14 protein-coding genes and 1 rRNA gene are annotated in these 18,017 nt (G+C 46.9%); 8 read left to right on the top strand and 7 right to left on the bottom strand.

Annotated elements, in window-relative coordinates:
* Positions 1-169: 169 nt before the first annotated feature.
* The 3 genes from AC6R05_RS09855 to glyQ all read right to left on the bottom strand — a co-directional run bounded on the left by AC6R05_RS09855 (position 170) and on the right by glyQ (position 5,447).
* On the bottom strand, positions 170-2,257 hold the full coding sequence (locus AC6R05_RS09855) for an alpha-amylase (RefSeq protein WP_500647253.1): 2,088 nt from the start codon (positions 2,255-2,257) through the stop codon (positions 170-172).
* Between the two features lie 200 nt (positions 2,258-2,457).
* A complete protein-coding gene (glyS, locus tag AC6R05_RS09850) occupies positions 2,458-4,524 on the bottom strand; it encodes a glycine--tRNA ligase subunit beta (RefSeq protein ID WP_500647252.1) in 2,067 nt (688 codons plus the stop codon).
* A gap of 2 nt (positions 4,525-4,526) precedes the next feature.
* A complete protein-coding gene (gene glyQ / locus AC6R05_RS09845) occupies positions 4,527-5,447 on the bottom strand; it encodes a glycine--tRNA ligase subunit alpha (RefSeq protein ID WP_032548614.1) in 921 nt (306 codons plus the stop codon).
* Between the two features lie 436 nt (positions 5,448-5,883).
* Here glyQ and AC6R05_RS09840 point away from each other — a divergent pair, with 436 nt between their 5' ends.
* A complete protein-coding gene (locus tag AC6R05_RS09840; RefSeq protein WP_032548613.1) occupies positions 5,884-6,438 on the top strand; it encodes a TMEM165/GDT1 family protein in 555 nt (184 codons plus the stop codon).
* Positions 6,439-6,651: 213 nt separating this feature from the next.
* Positions 6,652-6,909 carry a hypothetical protein gene (locus AC6R05_RS09835; protein WP_084181750.1) on the top strand — a complete coding sequence of 86 codons (258 nt, stop codon included), beginning with the start codon at positions 6,652-6,654 and terminating at the stop codon, positions 6,907-6,909.
* Between the two features lie 49 nt (positions 6,910-6,958).
* Here AC6R05_RS09835 and tusA read toward each other — a convergent pair whose 3' ends face one another.
* Positions 6,959-7,210, bottom strand: a complete 252-nt coding sequence (gene tusA, locus AC6R05_RS09830; RefSeq protein WP_032548612.1) for a sulfurtransferase TusA — start codon at positions 7,208-7,210, stop codon at positions 6,959-6,961.
* 148 nt (positions 7,211-7,358) lie between these two features.
* On the opposite strand from tusA, the gene AC6R05_RS09825 reads away from it, so the two are divergent.
* Positions 7,359-7,544 carry a hypothetical protein gene (locus AC6R05_RS09825; RefSeq protein WP_032548611.1) on the top strand — a complete coding sequence of 62 codons (186 nt, stop codon included), beginning with the start codon at positions 7,359-7,361 and terminating at the stop codon, positions 7,542-7,544.
* A 337-nt stretch (positions 7,545-7,881) separates the two neighbouring features.
* A complete protein-coding gene (locus tag AC6R05_RS09820; RefSeq protein WP_150870603.1) occupies positions 7,882-8,823 on the top strand; it encodes a LysR family transcriptional regulator in 942 nt (313 codons plus the stop codon).
* A gap of 75 nt (positions 8,824-8,898) precedes the next feature.
* Here the strand turns inward: AC6R05_RS09820 and acuI are convergent, their stop codons facing one another.
* The 3 genes from acuI to fadB all read right to left on the bottom strand — a co-directional run bounded on the left by acuI (position 8,899) and on the right by fadB (position 13,472).
* Complete coding sequence (gene acuI / locus AC6R05_RS09815) at positions 8,899-9,879, bottom strand: acrylyl-CoA reductase (NADPH) (protein ID WP_261882320.1); 981 nt, start codon at positions 9,877-9,879, stop codon at positions 8,899-8,901.
* 231 nt (positions 9,880-10,110) lie between these two features.
* A complete protein-coding gene (fadA, locus tag AC6R05_RS09810) occupies positions 10,111-11,274 on the bottom strand; it encodes an acetyl-CoA C-acyltransferase FadA (protein WP_032548608.1) in 1,164 nt (387 codons plus the stop codon).
* Between the two features lie 26 nt (positions 11,275-11,300).
* Positions 11,301-13,472, bottom strand: coding sequence for a fatty acid oxidation complex subunit alpha FadB (gene fadB / locus AC6R05_RS09805; protein WP_150896038.1), 2,172 nt, complete (start codon positions 13,470-13,472; stop codon positions 11,301-11,303).
* Positions 13,473-13,699: 227 nt separating this feature from the next.
* Between fadB and AC6R05_RS09800 the strand changes: the two genes are divergently transcribed.
* The 4 genes from AC6R05_RS09800 to AC6R05_RS09785 form a co-directional block, all read left to right on the top strand.
* A complete protein-coding gene (locus tag AC6R05_RS09800; protein WP_150870596.1) occupies positions 13,700-14,323 on the top strand; it encodes a YigZ family protein in 624 nt (207 codons plus the stop codon).
* Positions 14,324-14,357: 34 nt separating this feature from the next.
* A complete protein-coding gene (locus AC6R05_RS09795) occupies positions 14,358-15,815 on the top strand; it encodes a TrkH family potassium uptake protein (protein WP_032548605.1) in 1,458 nt (485 codons plus the stop codon).
* 9 nt (positions 15,816-15,824) lie between these two features.
* On the top strand, positions 15,825-16,352 hold the full coding sequence (gene hemG, locus AC6R05_RS09790; RefSeq protein ID WP_500647251.1) for a menaquinone-dependent protoporphyrinogen IX dehydrogenase: 528 nt from the start codon (positions 15,825-15,827) through the stop codon (positions 16,350-16,352).
* Positions 16,353-16,817: 465 nt separating this feature from the next.
* Positions 16,818-18,017, top strand: a 16S ribosomal RNA gene (locus AC6R05_RS09785); the annotation flags it as partial.

The raw sequence follows: 18,017 nt of genomic DNA, 5'->3' as shown, positions 1-18,017 counted from the left end.
ATACCGCAATGTTTTTGCGACGCATAGCGCCAAATGCTCTAACACGTAAAAAACTTCTATAAAGTTTGAATTATGAGTAACCGTTTGCTTATTGAATCCGGTTTTTAGGATCAAAAAAGGAGAAGCCTGTGCTTCTCCTTTTGTTTTTATGATTTATTTCCAGCGTGATTTATTTCGAGCCGGTATAAACCACGAGCACCTTGTCATCTTGATATTGGCGCTCGAAGGCATAGTAGCCCTCGCTGTTACGCAGGATATGTTTGCCTTGTGCAACTGCTGGGTGACGCTGACGGAATTGACCGAGTGCCTGCCAATGCTCAAGTAGCTCTGCACGCTCCCCATTGATTTGGTCCCAAGGCATCGCAGAACGTGTGCCCTGCATTGGGTCGGAGCCGGTTGGGCCGAAGTCGCGCGCAACTTCATCGCCGTAATAGATCTGTACTGCGCCTGGAGCCAGCATCAACGCGTTCGCTGCTCGAGTCTGTTTCGCAAAATCGCTACCATGTTGTGTCCAGAACAGAGAGGTATCGTGTGATGATAGGTAACTCAGAACATTGAACTCACTATCGCCGTTGATCTTTTCTGCGTAGCGAAGATAATCAGCGTCGAGGTCAGACAAACACTTAAGCGCCTTTGGTGCGATATCACTCTGGAATTCGAAGTTGATGATCGAATCAAACCCGTTAGCGAAGTAATCCGATTTCACAACGCTATGCGCCCATACTTCACCTGTCATCCAGAATGGTAAATCATCCAATGCTTTGTCTGGGTTGTTCTGTTTCCATTCTGCGAGTGCTTGAGTGGTGCTCTCTTTTAGCTCTGCCCAGGCATCAAGTTCGACGTGTTTGGCGGTATCGACGCGGAAACCATCAACGCCATACTCTCTCACCCAGTCTGAAAGCCAAGTGATTAGGTGTTGGCGAGGTGTACGCTGCACATCTTCAGCGTTGGTCTCTTTGTTAGCGTAGAAATTAGGGTGCCCTGTCAGCTCTGTGGATTCGGTTTTTAGATCTGGCAGGTGCGCAAGTGACATAGTGATGTTGTTGTAGCCAGGTGAATCATAGGCGCCAATATCGCTGCGTAGCCATGCCTTACCCCACCATTTCTCCCACGCTTCTTGGTCACTGTAGGAGATGTAGTTATTGAAGTAGTGCCAGTTTTGTCCCTCTTTTGGCTGCCAGTCTGTCCAATTTTTACCAAGCGTCTGCTGTGCTTCTTGGTCACTGAGGTTGAGTTTACCGAAATCAAACTCCTGCATGTCGGCGAGGGTTGCGTATCCGGTGTGGTTCATCACCACATCCCAAATCACGCGGATACCTTTACTGTGAGCGGTGTCGATGAAGGTTCTAAGCTCGTCTTCGCTCCCCATGTTGTCATCGAGCTTGGTCCAATCTTGGTGGTAGTAGCCATGGTACGCGTAGTGCTTAAAGTCACCACGGTCGCCACCGCCAACCCAGCCATGAATTTGCTCTAAAGGAGATGTAATCCAGATAGCGTTAGCCCCGAGCGATTCGATGTAGTCGAGCTTCTCGGTTAAGCCTGCTAGGTCACCGCCGTGGAAGGTACCAACCTCATCTTGGCCATCTTTGCTACGGCCATAGCTGTTGTCATTGTCTGGGTTGCCATTATAAAAGCGGTCGGTCATGACGAAGTAAACCGTGGCATTATCCCAACTAAACGTCGATTTTTCGGCTGACTCAACCTCTTCAAGCAAAAGGAGCCCTTGGCTTGAGTTGGCCGGTTTCATGCTGATCGTGCCGTTGGTCACTGTCGCTTGTTGGCCAGAGAGTGCATCACGTAACAAGGTGCCATCTGCAAAGGTCTTAGTGACATCGACGGTGGTCGGTGAGTCGCTTGTCACTGGACATGTGAAGCTCTGAACCTTCTTCTGTTTCGGCTTGACCTTAACTATCAGTTCATTGGATTGTGGGTTGAGGGTAAATTGGTAGGTATTGGCCCTGAATACCTTGATATCTATTTGAGACTCTTCCGCGCAGTCGTCGACACGCAGAGGTTTATTAAATTTCACTCGGCTCTCTTCTGCCAAGGCGTAGCTTGTGCCACAGGTTTGCGCGGCATCGCTAATAGAAAAGGTGTGTGTGCCTTTGCTGAGCTCGTGCTCGGCAATCAATGTACCTTGTCCTGTTGATTGAAAGGGTAGCGCCTGATCATCAATGGTCAACAGTAGTGGATTGTCGCTGGTTTGGCTGCATGCGCTGAGTGCAAGAATTGAGAGCGCGAGAGTGGTCTTCTTCATTGTATCCTTCCCCGAATAAGACTCTCGTTATATCAAAGGTTGGGATCTACATTCTGAGGACTAATACAATCGAGTTATGGTTATTACCTCTACAAATAAATACCGAGTTCACAAAAACAAAAAGGGAAGCATGCGCTTCCCTTTGGGTATTTACCTTTCGTTGCTCAGAGCATCGCTTTGAACAGCTGTCTCACTCGTACTTATTTTTGCAGTAGAGAGATGTCAGCAATCTGTAGGAACAGGTTACGTAGGTTGTTCAATAGCGTTAGACGGTTCTTCTTAAGTGCTTCGTCGTCAGCCATAACCATTACGTTATCGAAGAATGCATCAACTGGCTCACGTAGGTCAGCTAGCTTGCTTAGTGCTTCTTGGTAGTTACCTGTCGCAAATGCTGGCTCTAGAGCTTCAGTCATCACTTCAACGCTTTCTGCTAGCGTCTTCTCTGCGTCTTCTTGTAGAAGAGCAAGGTCGATTTCTGCTGCTAGTTCGCCGTCGAATTTCGCTAGGATGTTACCTACACGCTTGTTCGCTGCTGCTAGTGCTTCTGCTGCTTCTAGCTCACGGAAGTGAGATACCGCTTTCACGCGCTGATCGAAGTCTGCTGGTTTAGTTGGACGGTTAGCCAGTACAGCTTGGATAATATCCACGCTGAAGCCTTCGTCTTTGTACCATGCGTTGAAACGGCCAAGCATGAAGTCGATTACGTCGTTGGCAACGTTCGCGTTTGTAAGCTTATCGCCGAACAAAGACTGAGCCTTAGCAATTAGGTCAGTTAGGTCTAGGCTGTAGCCGTTTTCTACGATGATGCGTAGCACACCTAGAGATGCACGACGAAGTGCGAATGGGTCAGAACCCTTAGGTGCTTGACCAATACCGAAGATACCTACGATAGTGTCTAGCTTGTCTGCCATTGCTACCGCAGAAGAGATACCAGTGCTTGGTAGATCGTCACCCGCGAAACGAGGCATGTATTGCTCGTAAAGCGCTAGTGCAACTTGCTCGTCTTCACCATCGTGAGTCGCGTAGTGCATGCCCATCACACCCTGAGTATCTGTAAATTCAAATACCATTGAGGTCATTAGGTCACACTTCGCTAGAAGACCAGCACGCTTAGACTTTTCAACGTCAGCGTCGATTTGCTCAGCGATGTAGCCAGCAAGTTCTGTGATGCGGTCTGTCTTGTCTTTGATAGTACCAAGCTGCTTCTGGAAGATTGCTTGGTCTAGTTCAGGTAGACGGTCGATAAGAGGACGCTTACGGTCAGTGTTGAAGAAGAATTCCGCATCCGCTAGACGTGGACGTACAACCTTCTCGTTACCTTCAATTACGTAGCGAGGCTCTTTAGATTCGATGTTTGAAACGAAGATGAAGTTAGGTAGTAGCTTCTTGTTGTCATCGTAAACAGGGAAGTACTTCTGGTCACCTTTCATGGTGTAAACCAACGCTTCAGAAGGCACCTTCAGGAACTCTTCTTCAAACTTAGCAGTAAGAACAACTGGCCATTCAACCAGAGACGTTACTTCTTCTACTAGGTCATCTTCTAGATCCGCTGTACCGCCAACCGCTGCTGCTGCTTTTTGCGAGTCAGCAAGGATGATCGCTTTACGCGCTTCGTAATCTGCCATTACTTTACCGCGCTCTTCTAGGATCGCTGGGTATTGCTCTGCAGAATCGATAGTGAACTCTTGCTCACCCATGAAGCGGTGACCACGGATAGTGCGGTCAGAGGCTACGCCTAGGATCTCGCCTTCGATAAGGTCAGAGCCCATCAGCATAGTTAGCGTCTTAACTGGACGAATGAACTGAGTCGTCTTGTTGCCCCAACGCATTGGCTTAGCGATTGGTAGGTTACCCAGTGCTTTTGCTGCTAGCTCAACAACGATTTCAGTAGTTGCTTGACCTTTTACTTCTTGTTTGAAAAGAAGCCATTCGCCTTTGTCTGTTACTAGACGGTCAGCTTGCTCAACAGTAATACCGTTACCACGAGCCCAACCTTGAGCTGCTTTAGTAGCGTTACCGTCAGCATCGAATGCCACAGAAACCGCAGGACCACGCTTCTCAACCACTTTGTCAGCTTGACCTTCAGCAAGACCAGCAACCTTAAGTGCTAGACGACGAGGAGCCGCGTACCATTTCACACCTTCGTGTGCTAGGTCGGCGCCTTTAAGCTCTGCTTCGAAGTTTGCAGCGAAAGCTTCTGCTAGAGTACGAAGCTGCGTTGGTGGTAGCTCTTCAGTACCCAGTTCAATTAGAAATTCTTTAGCCATGATTACTTCTCCTCGTCCTTCTTGCACATTGGGAAGCCAAGTGCTTCACGCGATGCGTAGTATGCTTCTGCAACTGATTTAGTCAGGTTGCGGATACGAAGGATGTAACGTTGGCGCTCTGTTACAGAGATAGCTTTACGCGCATCAAGGATGTTGAATGCGTGGCCAGCTTTTAGAATGCGCTCGTAAGCTGGAAGCGGAAGTGGCTTCTCAAGCTCAAGTAGCTCTTTACACTCTTTCTCACACTGATCAAAGAACGTGAATAGGAAATCTACGTCTGCGTGCTCGAAGTTGTAAGTTGATTGCTCAACTTCGTTCTGGTGGAAGATATCACCGTAAGTCACTTTGCTGCCGTCTGGTGCGATGTTCCACACTAGATCGTAAACAGAGTCTACTTCTTGGATGTACATAGCTAGACGTTCGATACCGTAAGTGATCTCACCAGTAACAGGCTTACACTCAAGGCCACCAACTTGCTGGAAGTAAGTAAATTGAGTTACTTCCATACCGTTTAGCCATACTTCCCAACCAAGACCCCATGCGCCTAGCGTTGGGTTTTCCCAGTTGTCTTCTACGAAACGAATGTCGTGTACTAGCGGGTCGATACCAAGTACTTCAAGTGAGCCTAGGTACAACTCCTGAATGTTATCTGGAGATGGTTTTAGAGCTACTTGGAACTGATAGTAGTGCTGCAGACGGTTCGGGTTTTCACCGTAGCGACCATCGGTCGGACGACGTGAAGGTTGAACGTATGCCGTAGACATTGGCTCTGGGCCAAGTGCACGTAGACATGTCATTGGGTGAGAGGTGCCAGCACCTACTTCCATATCTAGAGGTTGAACAATGGTACAACCGTTTTGTGCCCAGTAATCCTGCAGCGCGAGGATCATTCCCTGGAAGGTTTTGATATCGAATTTTTGCATAGTCAGGTTCGCGCGATTCTTATAAATGATTTGAAAAATAACAATCAAGTATACCCAGATATTTGCCCAGCGAGTAGCGTTAATCTTGTTTAATTAATAGCCTTAAATCTCTTTTAATGGATTTTTTACCCTTTAATCTTCTTTTTTCGACTTAACGGGAATTTTTAGTCACTTTTCAGCTTGTTTTAGAGGAGGGGGCTCGCTAAAATCACGCCGTCTTTGGGGAGTAGCTTACCTATTTATCAACACTGGGATAATAGGTTCGTTCGTCAACATAATTGATGCAAAATCATCATGGCGTTCGAGACGACAATCGACCACAACAACACATAAGTCGACATCGTTTAGCAAGACCTTAGACAAACATCGTGAACCGGGGTGGGGCGCGAGGTTTGTCTACGGTTAAAATAATAATCCCGCCCCAAATGAGCATGTCGTGAGCGTTTTAGCAATCTCTATTACAACTGTTGCCTTGGCCGAGATCGGTGATAAGACACAGTTACTCTCTCTTCTGTTAGCCAGCCGTTATCGCAAGCCGATACCGATTATTGCTGCAATCTTCTTTGCCACTATTGCCAATCATGCCCTAGCGGCTTGGTTAGGTGTTGTTGTATCCGATTACTTATCGCCAGAAGTCCTTAAATGGGTTGTGGTGGTGAGCTTTTTGGCGATGGCGGGTTGGATTCTAATCCCAGATAAGCTTGATGACGATGAGGAGATCTCCAGCCGTGGTCCGTTTGTCGCAAGCTTTATTGCGTTCTTCATTGCTGAAATTGGTGATAAGACTCAGATAGCCACTTCAATCCTAGGGGCTCAGTATGCTGATGCGCTGCTGTGGGTTATCTTAGGCACCACGATTGGTATGTTATTAGCCAACGTGCCTGTAGTGGTGATCGGCAAATTGTCAGCCGATAAGATGCCACTGGCGTTGATTCGCAAGATCACTGCTCTGCTGTTTGTTGGCTTAGCTATCGCAGCCGCAATCTATTGATGATTTCTCGGCGATAGGTTCCCTGTTTTGCTGGAGAATCTATCGCCATATCTATCAATCTATAATTATAAGCGTGCCAATTTTTGCGCTGCGATCTGCATTCTGTGTTGCAGTTCAAACTCTAACAGAGAGGTGGTGTGAGTACCGCCGACTGACATATCACTGTCACAATTGTCATGATATTTTAATGTTGTGAGTTGAGAACACGAGGGCATGATTATGTTGACGCGTTATATGGGAATCACTCCACAAAGCCAAAGCTACCTGTTTACTTTTGGCTTGGCATTAACTCTATTGGGGATGGTATTAACTGACATGTGGTTGCCGATGGTGGCAGGTGCAATGATCATGACCGGACTCGCCGTTGAGGCTTGGATTCGAGTCGCCCATATTATCCCTATGCGTAAAGAACTACGCTCAATTCAACACCAACTCGACAATCTGCAGCAACGCAGTCGAGATAGCGAATAACAAAAAGCCGCTCATCGAGCGGCTTTTTTACATCTGAACCAAATCTTTCTTAGGCTTCTAGGCCTTTCTTGATTAAGTACTGGTATGGCACAGAATCCGTATTCTGTCCTACAAGTTGATGATCCATAAATCGACAGAAACTTGGGATGTCGCGTGTGGTTGATGGATCGTCTGCCGTTACCAGTAATACATCGCCATCCTGCATGTTTCGAATTGTCTTCCTGACCATCATTACCGGTTCTGGGCAGCGTAGCCCTTGTGCTTCTAAAGTGTGTGTGGCCAGCTCAGGATTGAATGTCATGATAGGTGTCTCTTTCTGTATAACGAGGGGAATAATACGTCTGCAGAAAAAATATGCAATAAGTGCTTGGCAAACAGAATTATTTACTATAAATTATTTAACAAGTTGGTAACAACTTAAACAAATGACAACTAGCTAAGGAGTGGCGATGTTGACAGCACTTGATAGATTAACCATATATTCGGTTCTCTGCTTTATCTCTTTTTGCGCGTTAGTGTTACGCACACCAGCAGAGGCCTCGTTAATGCCAATCTTTGGCATAGCAGCAACAATTATTGGTATTTGGGTTGAAATGCGACGCTGGCGTGGCTTGCCAGAAGAGCAGGAACATTAAATCGTAAGATATTTAACCTAAGTACAAAACGTTTTTCCGATACGACACATTCCGACACTATCCCCAAATTTTCTTGGGCTTCCCCGCGTAATTGCGGGATTTTTTTTATCTAAAGCATGCTATAAACATGTTATACCAATCGTAGTAAATAACTGCTCGCCCTAGCTTGCTAAAATGCTCGATAACTGCGTTAGAATTTTTGATTGTAGAATAACTACTTATCGAAAAATTCTGTCTTGTTCTCAAGCCTTTTTTCTGCGCTATTTCTGAACATTTACTTACTGTGATTGGTATGAATCATCAAAATTGATTGTTAACAAGCTCATTAGGTAAGCGTGTGGAACTAGAAGACATCTATCGTCGAGATTTAAATCTGTTGGTTGCTCTTAAAGTCTTGATCGAAGAGGGTAGCGTGAGCCAAGCCGCTTTGCGTTTGAATCTCAGCCAGTCTGCGACCAGCCGTGTATTGGGGCGACTTCGCGAACTCCTTAACGATCCCCTCTTTACTCGCCAGGGGCAGCGTCTACTGCCGACTAAGAGAGCACTCGAAATTAGCCAGCGTATTGATCAGCCGTTAGAGTCATTTCGCCAGCTGTTAAGCCCGAGTGACTTTGACCCATACTACTGCACGGAACGTTTCCTGATCGCGACCACGGATTACGCGATGCAAACTATCCTTCCGTATGCGCTGCCTAAGATTTATGAGCAAGCACCAAACATCTCGTTAGAGTTTGCACCGCTTCAGCATGAGAATCTATTTAAACAGTTGAGTACTGAGCGGGTTGATATGGCGATATGCCGACCAACAGGTCCTGTCGCCCCCTTGCATCAGCAAGTATTAGGACCTGTTGGGGTATCGTGCCTGCTTTCTAAAAATCACCCTCTGGCGGATAGCGCGTTAAGCCTCAATGATTATGTATCACTGCCTCATGCGATGATTGCTATCAGTGATGGCGTAAAAGCCTTGCTTGATAATGCATTAGCTAATCAACCTCCAAGAAGGATGGTGCTGCGGGCCTATCATTTGGAGGCGGCTTTAGCGATCGTCGATAGAATGCCTCTTGTGATCACAGTGCCTGCCGACCTCGCGTATTTAGTGGCAGAGCGCTACGACCTCGTTGTTAAGCCACTACCATTCGAGTTTATGCCGTTTGATTATTCACTGATTTGGCATTCGCGTTGTGATTCGTCAGCTTCTCAGCAATGGCTGAGACGAGTAGTGAAAGAGGAGTGTGGTGAGTTGATTCAGAAGCGGATTGCTGATGTTGGGCTAGGTTAACGGAATGAAAAAGGGCTGAGTAAACTCAGCCCTTTGTATTTTTTCTTGAAGCTCTATAGCTTCGAGTGTTTAAAGCTATAGCTTGATGACAACACGACCGGTGATTTGACCGTTAGTAATGTCTTCAGCAGCTTGGATCGCATCATCCAGTGCCACTTCTTTAGTTGCTTGTTGGTAGAACGACTCTGGAAGTAGTTCAGCTAACTGTTCCCATGCCTTGATACGTTTCTCACGTGGACACATTACTGAATCTACACCCTGTAGACGCACGTTACGTAGGATGAATGGCATTACCGTTGTTGGTAGATCGAAGCCGCCCGCTAGGCCACATGCTGCTACAACGCCGTTGTAATCGATCTGTGCCAGTACTTTTGCTAGAACTTTGCTGCCTACCGTATCGATAGCACCAGCCCACAGCTGTTTCTCTAGTGGTTTTGCTGGCTCTTCTAGCTCGGCACGCTCAACAATGCGCGATGCGCCTAGAGACTTAAGTAGCTCACCGTTCTCAGATGCACGGCCTGTTACTGCTGCTACTTTGTAGCCCAGTTGGTTAAGTAGAGTGATAGACACACTGCCCACACCACCGCTTGAACCTGTTACTAGAATCTCGCCGTCTTCTGGCTTAACACCTGCATCAACGATAGCTTGAACACATAACATTGCCGTGAAGCCTGCCGTACCAATCGCCATTACTTTTTTAGCGTCTAGGCCTTTTGGCATTGGTACCAACCAGTCACCGTTTAGGCTCGCTTTTTCAGCCATGCCACCCCAGTGACCTTCACCAACACCCCAACCAGTCAGTACCACTTCGTCGCCCGCTTTGTAACGAGGATCGTCTGATTGAGAAACCACACCTGAAAGGTCGATACCCGGTACCATAGGGAAGTTACGAATAATGCGCCCTTTACCAGTGATCGCTAGACCATCTTTGTAGTTTAGAGATGAGTAGTTCACATCAATCTTAACGTTGCCTTCTGGAAGTTGTGACTCGTCAATTTGAGAAACGCTAGCAATCGTTTTTTTGTCTTCTTGGTTTAGTACAAGTGCTTTAAACATGGTGCTCTCCACTGGAGGAATATTAGGAAACTGAGATAACTGTAGTTGAATAATTGAAGAAAAAATAATGAAACGTCAACATTGAATCTATGCATCACATGCATAGTTCCAGTTTTGTGATATCGGTAAGTCGGCAGATAAAAAAATGCAGCCCTAGAGGCTAAGGCTGCATTTTTATCGTTACCCTACTAACGACAATTAATTGGTCTCTTAACTTAGAGTTACTCTAGATTAAGGGCGTTCAAATACCGTTGCGATACCTTGGCCCAAACCAATACACATGGTTGCTAGGCCGTACTTCACGTCCTTCGCTTCCATTAGGTTAATCAAGGTGGTTGAGATACGCGAACCTGAACAACCCAGCGGGTGACCAAGTGCGATTGCACCACCATTGAGGTTTACTTTCTCGTCGACCACATCCAGAAGACCGAGATCTTTAGCACATGGCAGAGATTGCGCTGCAAAGGCTTCGTTAAGCTCAATGACGCCCATATCTTCAATCGATAGGCCTGCACGTTTCAGTGCCTTCTTAGTCGCTGGAACAGGTCCGTAGCCCATGATTGATGGGTCACAGCCTGCAATTGCCATTGACTTAACACGAGCACGAATCGTCAAACCAAGCTCGTTAGCTTTCTCTTCGCTCATGATCAGCATCGCAGATGCACCATCTGACAGCGCTGATGATGTACCGGCGGTTACGGTACCGTTAGCTGGATCGAATACTGGACGAAGCTGAGATAGGCCTTCAACTGTGGTCTCTGGGCGAATCACTTCATCATGATCGAGTGTGAACAGTGAACCGTCGGCCGCGTGACCTTCAGTTGGTAAGATCTCGTTTTTAAAGCGACCTTCAACCGTTGCAGCATGTGCGCGAGCGTGAGAGCGTGCGGCGAAAGCATCTTGGTCTTCACGACTGATGCCGTGCAGCTTACCAAGCATTTCTGCCGTTAGACCCATCATGCCCGCAGCTTTCGCTACGTTCTTCGACATGCCAGGGTGGAAGTCCACTCCATGCGTCATAGGAACATGGCCCATATGCTCAACACCACCAATCAGACAGATATCGGCATCGCCAACCATGATTGAGCGTGTTGCATCATGCAGAGCTTGCATAGATGAACCACATAATCGGTTAACGGTTACAGCACCAATTTCAATCGGTAGGCCAGCAAGTAGCGCAGCATTACGTGCCACGTTAAAGCCCTGCTCAAGTGTCTGTTGGACACAGCCCCAGTAGATATCTTCAATCTCACTCGGGTTAACTTGCGGGTTACGCTCAAGAATGCCTTTCATCAGGTGTGCAGAAAGGTCTTCTGCTCGTGTATGACGGAAAGCGCCACCTTTGGAACGGCCCATTGGGGTGCGAAGGCAATCAACAACAACTACGTTCTTCATTTTGTAAGTCCTTTTCCAAATGTGGGTTATAGAGAGCTAGCTTGCTGAGCGTCGTAAAAGCTTTCGCCTTTCTCTGCCATATCAAGCAATAGTTGAGGTACTTGGTACATTGCGCCAAGGTCTTGGTAGCCTTTCGCTGTCTCAACAAAGTTCGCGATGCCCACACTGTCTAGGTAACGGAAAACGCCGCCTCTGAATGGAGGGAAGCCAAGTCCGTAAACCAGAGCCATGTCTGCTTCTTGTGGTGAAGCAATAATGCCTTCTTCAAGACACAGTACCACTTCGTTGATCATTGGAATCATCACACGCTGGATAATGGTCTCTTCATCAAACTCCTGTGGTGCTTGGCATACGTCTGCCAAGATAGGAAGGATATCTTCAGAGAAGGCTTTCTTTGGACGACCACGCTTGTCGACGCTGTAGCTGTAGAAGCCGCTGCCATTTTTCTGACCAAACTTGTTCGCTTCAAATAGCGCGTCGATCGCGTCACGGCCTTCTTTACCCATTCGCTCTGGGAAGCCTTGTGCCATAACATCTTGAGCGTGATGCGCAGTATCAAGACCAACCACATCCAGTAGATAAGCAGGACCCATAGGCCAACCAAACTTACGTTCCATGATTTTGTCGATCTTGGTGAAGTCAGCACCGTCGCGAAGCAACATGCTAAAGCCGCCAAAGTATGGGAAAAGAACACGGTTAACGAAGAAGCCTGGGCAATCGTTAACGACAATTGGTGATTTACCCATTTTCGCCGCGTAAGCGACAACGCGATTGATGGTTTCATCTGAAGTGTGCTCACCACGGATGATCTCTACTAGCGGCATGCGGTGCACTGGGTTAAAGAAGTGCATACCACAGAAGTTTTCTGGGCGTTGCAGCGATTTTGCCAGTAGATTGATTGGAATCGTCGACGTGTTAGAAGTAATCACGGTGTCAGGGCTAACCTGCTGTTCCACTTCACTCAACACAGCTGCTTTAATTTTCGGGTTCTCCACTACCGCTTCAACAATCACATCTGATTGCTCGATACCTGCGTAGTGAAGGCTAGGAGTAATAGAAGAGAGAATACCCGCCATCTTGAAGCCATCAATGCGGCCACGAGATAGGCGTTTATTGAGAAGCTTAGATGCTTCGTTCATGCCTAGATCTAGTGATGCTTGAGCAATATCTTTCATCATCACAGGCACGCCTTTCAGCGCAGATTGGTAGGCAATACCACCACCCATGATACCTGCACCTAATACAGCAGCACGCTCTGTGGCTTTGTTCGCTGACTTGCCAGCTTTCTTCGCGATGCCTTTGATGTATTGGTCGTTAAGGAATAGGCCAACCAACGCTTTCGCTTCTTCAGACTTCGCTAGTTTAATGAAGTGTTTACGCTCGATATCCAGTGCAGCGTCACGATCGCAACGAGCAGCTTCTTCAATCGCGATAACAGATGTGATCGGCGCTGGGTAGTGAGGACCTGCTTTCTGAGCTACTAGACCTTTCGCCATAGTAAAGCTCATCATTGCTTCTAGCTTGCTGAGTGATAACGCAGAGGTTTTCTGTTTGCGGCGAGCAACCCAGTCTAGCTTCTCGCTCGCGGCTAGAGATACTGTGTTAATAGCCGATTCAAGTAATTGGTCAGTTTCAACAATCGCATCTAACAACCCAACTTTCAGTGCTTCATCTGCTCGGCATGCTTTGCCTTGCGTGATGATTTCCATTGCGCTGTCAGCACCAATAACACGTGGCAGACGTACACAACCACCAAAGCCAGGCATGATGCCTAATTTGGTTTCTGGTAAGCCGATGCTGGTGGTCTTGTCGCCAATACGGAAGTCAGTGGCTAGTACGCACTCACAACCGCCGCCAAGTGCATGACCGCGCATCATTGAAAGGGTAGGAACAGGTAGGTCTTCTAGCTTGCTAAAAATAGAGTTCGCAAAAATCAGCCACTCTTCTAGTTCCGCTTCTGGTTTCGCGAATAGGCCCAAAAACTCTGTGATGTCTGCACCTACGATGAAGGCATCTTTGTTTGAAGTTAAGATCAAGCCGCGCAGTCCAGCGTGGTCATTTAAAGCATCAAGTGCTTTGTCGAGTGATTCTAATGTAGCAAGGTCGAGCTTATTTACAGAGGCTGGAGCACAAAAGCTAAGTTCGGCTATACCATCTTGTAATTCCTTTACCTGTAGGGTGTTAGCTTGGTAAATCATTGTCTATCTCCATGACATACAATCGACGATTGTTTGAGAGAATTTTGTTATCTTTCTTTAAGTATAGAATACCTGGTAAGACCAGTTTCTTTAGTCTGTACCCACCACTGGCTAATTTCAATACATTTTTTAAACATTTGTTTAACATTGTGCGTTAGCACAGATCCGCTAACCCTTATTATTCACCCGTGATACACTTTGCCGCCCTGATCGCTAAAGTAAATGATATGAATGACCAACCATATTTAATCCCGGCTGCTTCGGCTGTTTTTGAAGAAGAAATTAAGAAAAGTGTCTTCATTACCCACCTTGCTCATACACCGAGTATCGAGGCGGCTAAGCAGTTTGTTGATCAGATAAAACAAGAGCATAGCGCAGCAAGACACAATTGCTGGGGATTTGTTGCTGGGCGACCAGAAGACTCGATGAAGTGGGGCTTCAGTGATGACGGTGAACCTTCTGGAACGGCGGGTAAACCAATATTGGCTCAACTGTCTGGCTCTGGAGTGGGGGAACTGACGGCCGTGGTGACTCGTTATTCGGGTGGAATTAAGCTCGGTACAGGTGGATTAGTAAAGGCGTACGGCGGTGGTGTGCAACAAGCGCTTAAGCTGCTTCAAACTATCGAGAAAAAAATAACCACAAAATTGCGCCTAGAGTTAGACTATGGGTTTATGCCGATCGCCCAATCAATCATGTCGCAATATCAGGCGGTAGAGGTTGAAGCGGATTATGGCGTTCAGGTCACAATGGTCATAGAGATTGAGCTGCTTCAGGTCGAAGCCTTCACTCAAACCATGATCAATAAAAGCGGTGCCAAGGCACTGGTCACTCAAGTAAAAGATAACTAGGAAGTGTGAAGCCTTTCGCTTCGTTCATTAGCTCATGCAATTTCGCTCAATTATTCGAATCGTCGGATTATTATTAGCACTCTTTAGTGTCTCAATGCTTGCACCCGCGCTGGTGGCATTGATCTATCGAGATGGTGCTGGTGTTCCTTTTGTTACGACCTTCTTTGTTTTACTTTTTTGTGGCGCTACCTGCTGGTTTCCAAACCGTCGCCACAAGCATGAATTAAAGGCGAGAGACGGCTTTCTTATTGTTGTTCTGTTCTGGACTGTAATCGGCAGTGCTGGTGCACTTCCTTTTTTAATAGCAGATAACCCAAACGTTTCGGTTACTGATGCTTTCTTTGAGTCTTTCTCGGCTCTCACCACAACCGGTGCTACTGTTATTGTTGGACTGGATGACTTACCTAAAGCGATTCTTTTTTATCGTCAATTCCTGCAGTGGTTTGGTGGTATGGGTATCATCGTACTCGCTGTAGCGATCTTACCGGTATTGGGTATCGGTGGTATGCAGCTATATAGAGCGGAAATCCCAGGTCCTGTTAAAGACAGTAAGATGACCCCGAGGATTGCAGAAACAGCAAAAGCACTCTGGTATATCTATTTAAGTTTAACTATTGCTTGTGCGGTAGCGTTTTGGCTAGCGGGAATGAGCTTCTTTGATGCCATTAGCCACAGTTTCTCTACTATAGCTATCGGTGGCTTCTCGACGCATGATGCTAGTATGGGTTATTTCAATAGCCCTGCGATTAACATGATCACGGTTGTGTTCCTGCTTATCTCTGCGTGTAACTACTCTCTTCACTTTGCAGCATTTGCATCGGGCGGGGTTCACCCTAAGTACTATTGGAAAGATCCTGAGTTTCGTGCCTTTATCTTTATCCAAGCGGTGTTGTTTCTGGTTTGCTTCTTATTACTATTGAATCACCACTCTTACGACTCTTATTATGATGCGTTTGATCAAGCGCTCTTCCAGACGGTTTCTATTTCAACCACGGCTGGCTTTACTACAACCGGCTTTTCAGAGTGGCCACTGTTCTTGCCAGTACTGCTTTTATTTTCTTCTTTTATAGGCGGGTGTGCAGGTTCGACTGGTGGCGGTATGAAAGTTATCCGTATTCTATTGCTGACTCTGCAAGGTGCTCGTGAAATGAAGCGTTTGGTTCACCCACGTGCGGTTTACACCATCAAGGTTGGCGGTACGGCACTTCCTCAACGTGTTGTTGATGCGGTATGGGGATTCTTCTCTGCTTATGCTCTGGTGTTCGTGGTTTGTATGTTGGCTCTGATTGCAACGGGTATGGACGAACTAAGTGCGTTCTCTGCCGTGGCGGCAACATTGAACAATCTGGGTCCAGGCCTAGGAGAAGTAGCAGTCCACTTTGGTGATGTTAACGATAAAGCAAAGTGGGTATTGATTGTCTCTATGCTGTTTGGACGTTTAGAGATCTTCACTCTATTAATTCTATTAACGCCTACGTTCTGGCGTAGCTAAGGAACCATTGTGGCAAAAGCACTATTTCTCTACTCAAGCCGAGAAGGGCAGACCAAGAAGATTCTTAACTATATAAAAGAGGAGATGGTGGAGTTTGATTGTGACATTCGCGATCTGCACACCGTTGGCGACGTAGATTTCGCCCAGTATGACAAAGTACTGATTGGTGCCTCTATTCGTTATGGTCATCTTAATAAAAAGCTGTACCAGTTTATTGAGCGCAATCTCACTCAGCTTCAATCGAATAAAGTCGCGTTCTTCTGCGTGAACCTAACTGCTCGCAAAGAAGACCAAGGTAAAGATACACCAGAAGGCAGTGCATATATAAAGACATTTCTTAAGAAGTCACCATGGCAACCCTCTTTAATAGGTGTTTTCGCAGGTGCTCTCTATTACCCTAGGTACAACTTCTTCGACAGAACCATGATTCGCTTTATTATGACAATGACTGGTGGTGAAACGGATACCAGCAAAGAAGTTGAGTACACCAATTGGCAAAAAGTCTCTTTATTCACTGAAAAACTCAAGAATCTATAAGAGAAAAGCTTACTTTTGAGGCGTTTTGTTTTCTTTTTAATCGAACAATTAAAAAAAGCAAAAAAACTTAAAAAAGGGCTTGCCAATGTGATCGCAATCTCTATAATGCCACCTCGCTGACACGGGATGGCTTCGCAAGAAACCAGAACGAACCAGCAAGCCAAATTAGCCAAGCTAAGCGCTTGAAAAAAGTTTTGAAAAAAGTGGTTGACACTAAAACTTAAATCGCTAAAATGGCCGTCCGATTTGAGCGAAGCTCAAAAAGGAAAAGCTCTTTAACAATTTAAACCTATCAATCTGTGTGGGCACTCGTTGATGAATATCAAAAATGAAACTTCGGTTTCAACTTGATTTCAATGAACTGAGTGACCAATTCGATAATCGTAAGATTCGGCACAGTCAATTCACAGTCACTATTCGTAAGAATAGGGAATGTAATCAGTATTCATTGAGTCACAAAATCTTAAATTGAAGAGTTTGATCATGGCTCAGATTGAACGCTGGCGGCAGGCCTAACACATGCAAGTCGAGCGGAAACGAGTTATCTGAACCTTCGGGGAACGATAACGGCGTCGAGCGGCGGACGGGTGAGTAATGCCTAGGAAATTGCCTTGATGTGGGGGATAACCATTGGAAACGATGGCTAATACCGCATGATGCCTACGGGCCAAAGAGGGGGACCTTCGGGCCTCTCGCGTCAAGATATGCCTAGGTGGGATTAGCTAGTTGGTGAGGTAATGGCTCACCAAGGCGACGATCCCTAGCTGGTCTGAGAGGATGATCAGCCACACTGGAACTGAGACACGGTCCAGACTCCTACGGGAGGCAGCAGTGGGGAATATTGCACAATGGGCGCAAGCCTGATGCAGCCATGCCGCGTGTATGAAGAAGGCCTTCGGGTTGTAAAGTACTTTCAGCAGTGAGGAAGGGGGTGTCGTTAATAGCGGCATCTCTTGACGTTAGCTGCAGAAGAAGCACCGGCTAACTCCGTGCCAGCAGCCGCGGTAATACGGAGGGTGCGAGCGTTAATCGGAATTACTGGGCGTAAAGCGCATGCAGGTGGTTTGTTAAGTCAGATGTGAAAGCCCGGGGCTCAACCTCGGAACTGCATTTGAAACTGGCAAACTAGAGTACTGTAGAGGGGGGTAGAATTTCAGGTGTAGCGGTGAAATGCGTAGAGATCTGAAGGAATACCAGTGGCGAAGGCGGCCCCCTGGACAGATACTGACACTCAGATGCGAAAGCGTGGGGAGCAAACAGGATTAGATACCCTGGTAGTCCACGCCGTAAACGATGTCTACTTGGAGGTTGTGGCCTTGAGCCGTGGCTTTCGGAGCTAACGCGTTAAGTAGACCGCCTGGGGAGTACGGTCGCAAGATTAAAACTCAAATGAATTGACGGGGGCCCGCACAAGCGGTGGAGCATGTGGTTTAATTCGATGCAACGCGAAGAACCTTACCTACTCTTGACATCCAGAGAACTTTTCAGAGATGAATTGGTGCCTTCGGGAACTCTGAGACAGGTGCTGCATGGCTGTCGTCAGCTCGTGTTGTGAAATGTTGGGTTAAGTCCCGCAACGAGCGCAACCCTTATCCTTGTTTGCCAGCGAGTAATGTCGGGAACTCCAGGGAGACTGCCGGTGATAAACCGGAGGAAGGTGGGGAC

The organism is Vibrio sp. R11-SG3-ISO9, from assembly GCF_059834255.1.
The sequence above is the reverse complement of the archived record's forward strand: the minus strand, read 5'-3'. Positions and strand labels throughout refer to the sequence as shown.

Excerpts from the sequence above, each read along its gene's own strand:
- AC6R05_RS09795 (WP_032548605.1), top strand. The coding sequence starts at position 14,358 with ATGCAATTTCGCTCAATTATTCGAATCGTCGGATTATTATTAGCACTC.
- AC6R05_RS09855 (WP_500647253.1), bottom strand. The coding sequence starts at position 2,257 with ATGAAGAAGACCACTCTCGCGCTCTCAATTCTTGCACTCAGCGCATGC.
- fadB (WP_150896038.1), bottom strand. The coding sequence starts at position 13,472 with ATGATTTACCAAGCTAACACCCTACAGGTAAAGGAATTACAAGATGGT.
- tusA (WP_032548612.1), bottom strand. The coding sequence starts at position 7,210 with ATGACATTCAATCCTGAGCTGGCCACACACACTTTAGAAGCACAAGGG.
- AC6R05_RS09835 (WP_084181750.1), top strand. The coding sequence starts at position 6,652 with ATGATTATGTTGACGCGTTATATGGGAATCACTCCACAAAGCCAAAGC.
- AC6R05_RS09800 (WP_150870596.1), top strand. The coding sequence starts at position 13,700 with ATGAATGACCAACCATATTTAATCCCGGCTGCTTCGGCTGTTTTTGAA.
- acuI (WP_261882320.1), bottom strand. The coding sequence starts at position 9,879 with ATGTTTAAAGCACTTGTACTAAACCAAGAAGACAAAAAAACGATTGCT.
- fadA (WP_032548608.1), bottom strand. The coding sequence starts at position 11,274 with ATGAAGAACGTAGTTGTTGTTGATTGCCTTCGCACCCCAATGGGCCGT.
- AC6R05_RS09825 (WP_032548611.1), top strand. The coding sequence starts at position 7,359 with ATGTTGACAGCACTTGATAGATTAACCATATATTCGGTTCTCTGCTTT.
- glyS (WP_500647252.1), bottom strand. The coding sequence starts at position 4,524 with ATGGCTAAAGAATTTCTAATTGAACTGGGTACTGAAGAGCTACCACCA.
- glyQ (WP_032548614.1), bottom strand. The coding sequence starts at position 5,447 with ATGCAAAAATTCGATATCAAAACCTTCCAGGGAATGATCCTCGCGCTG.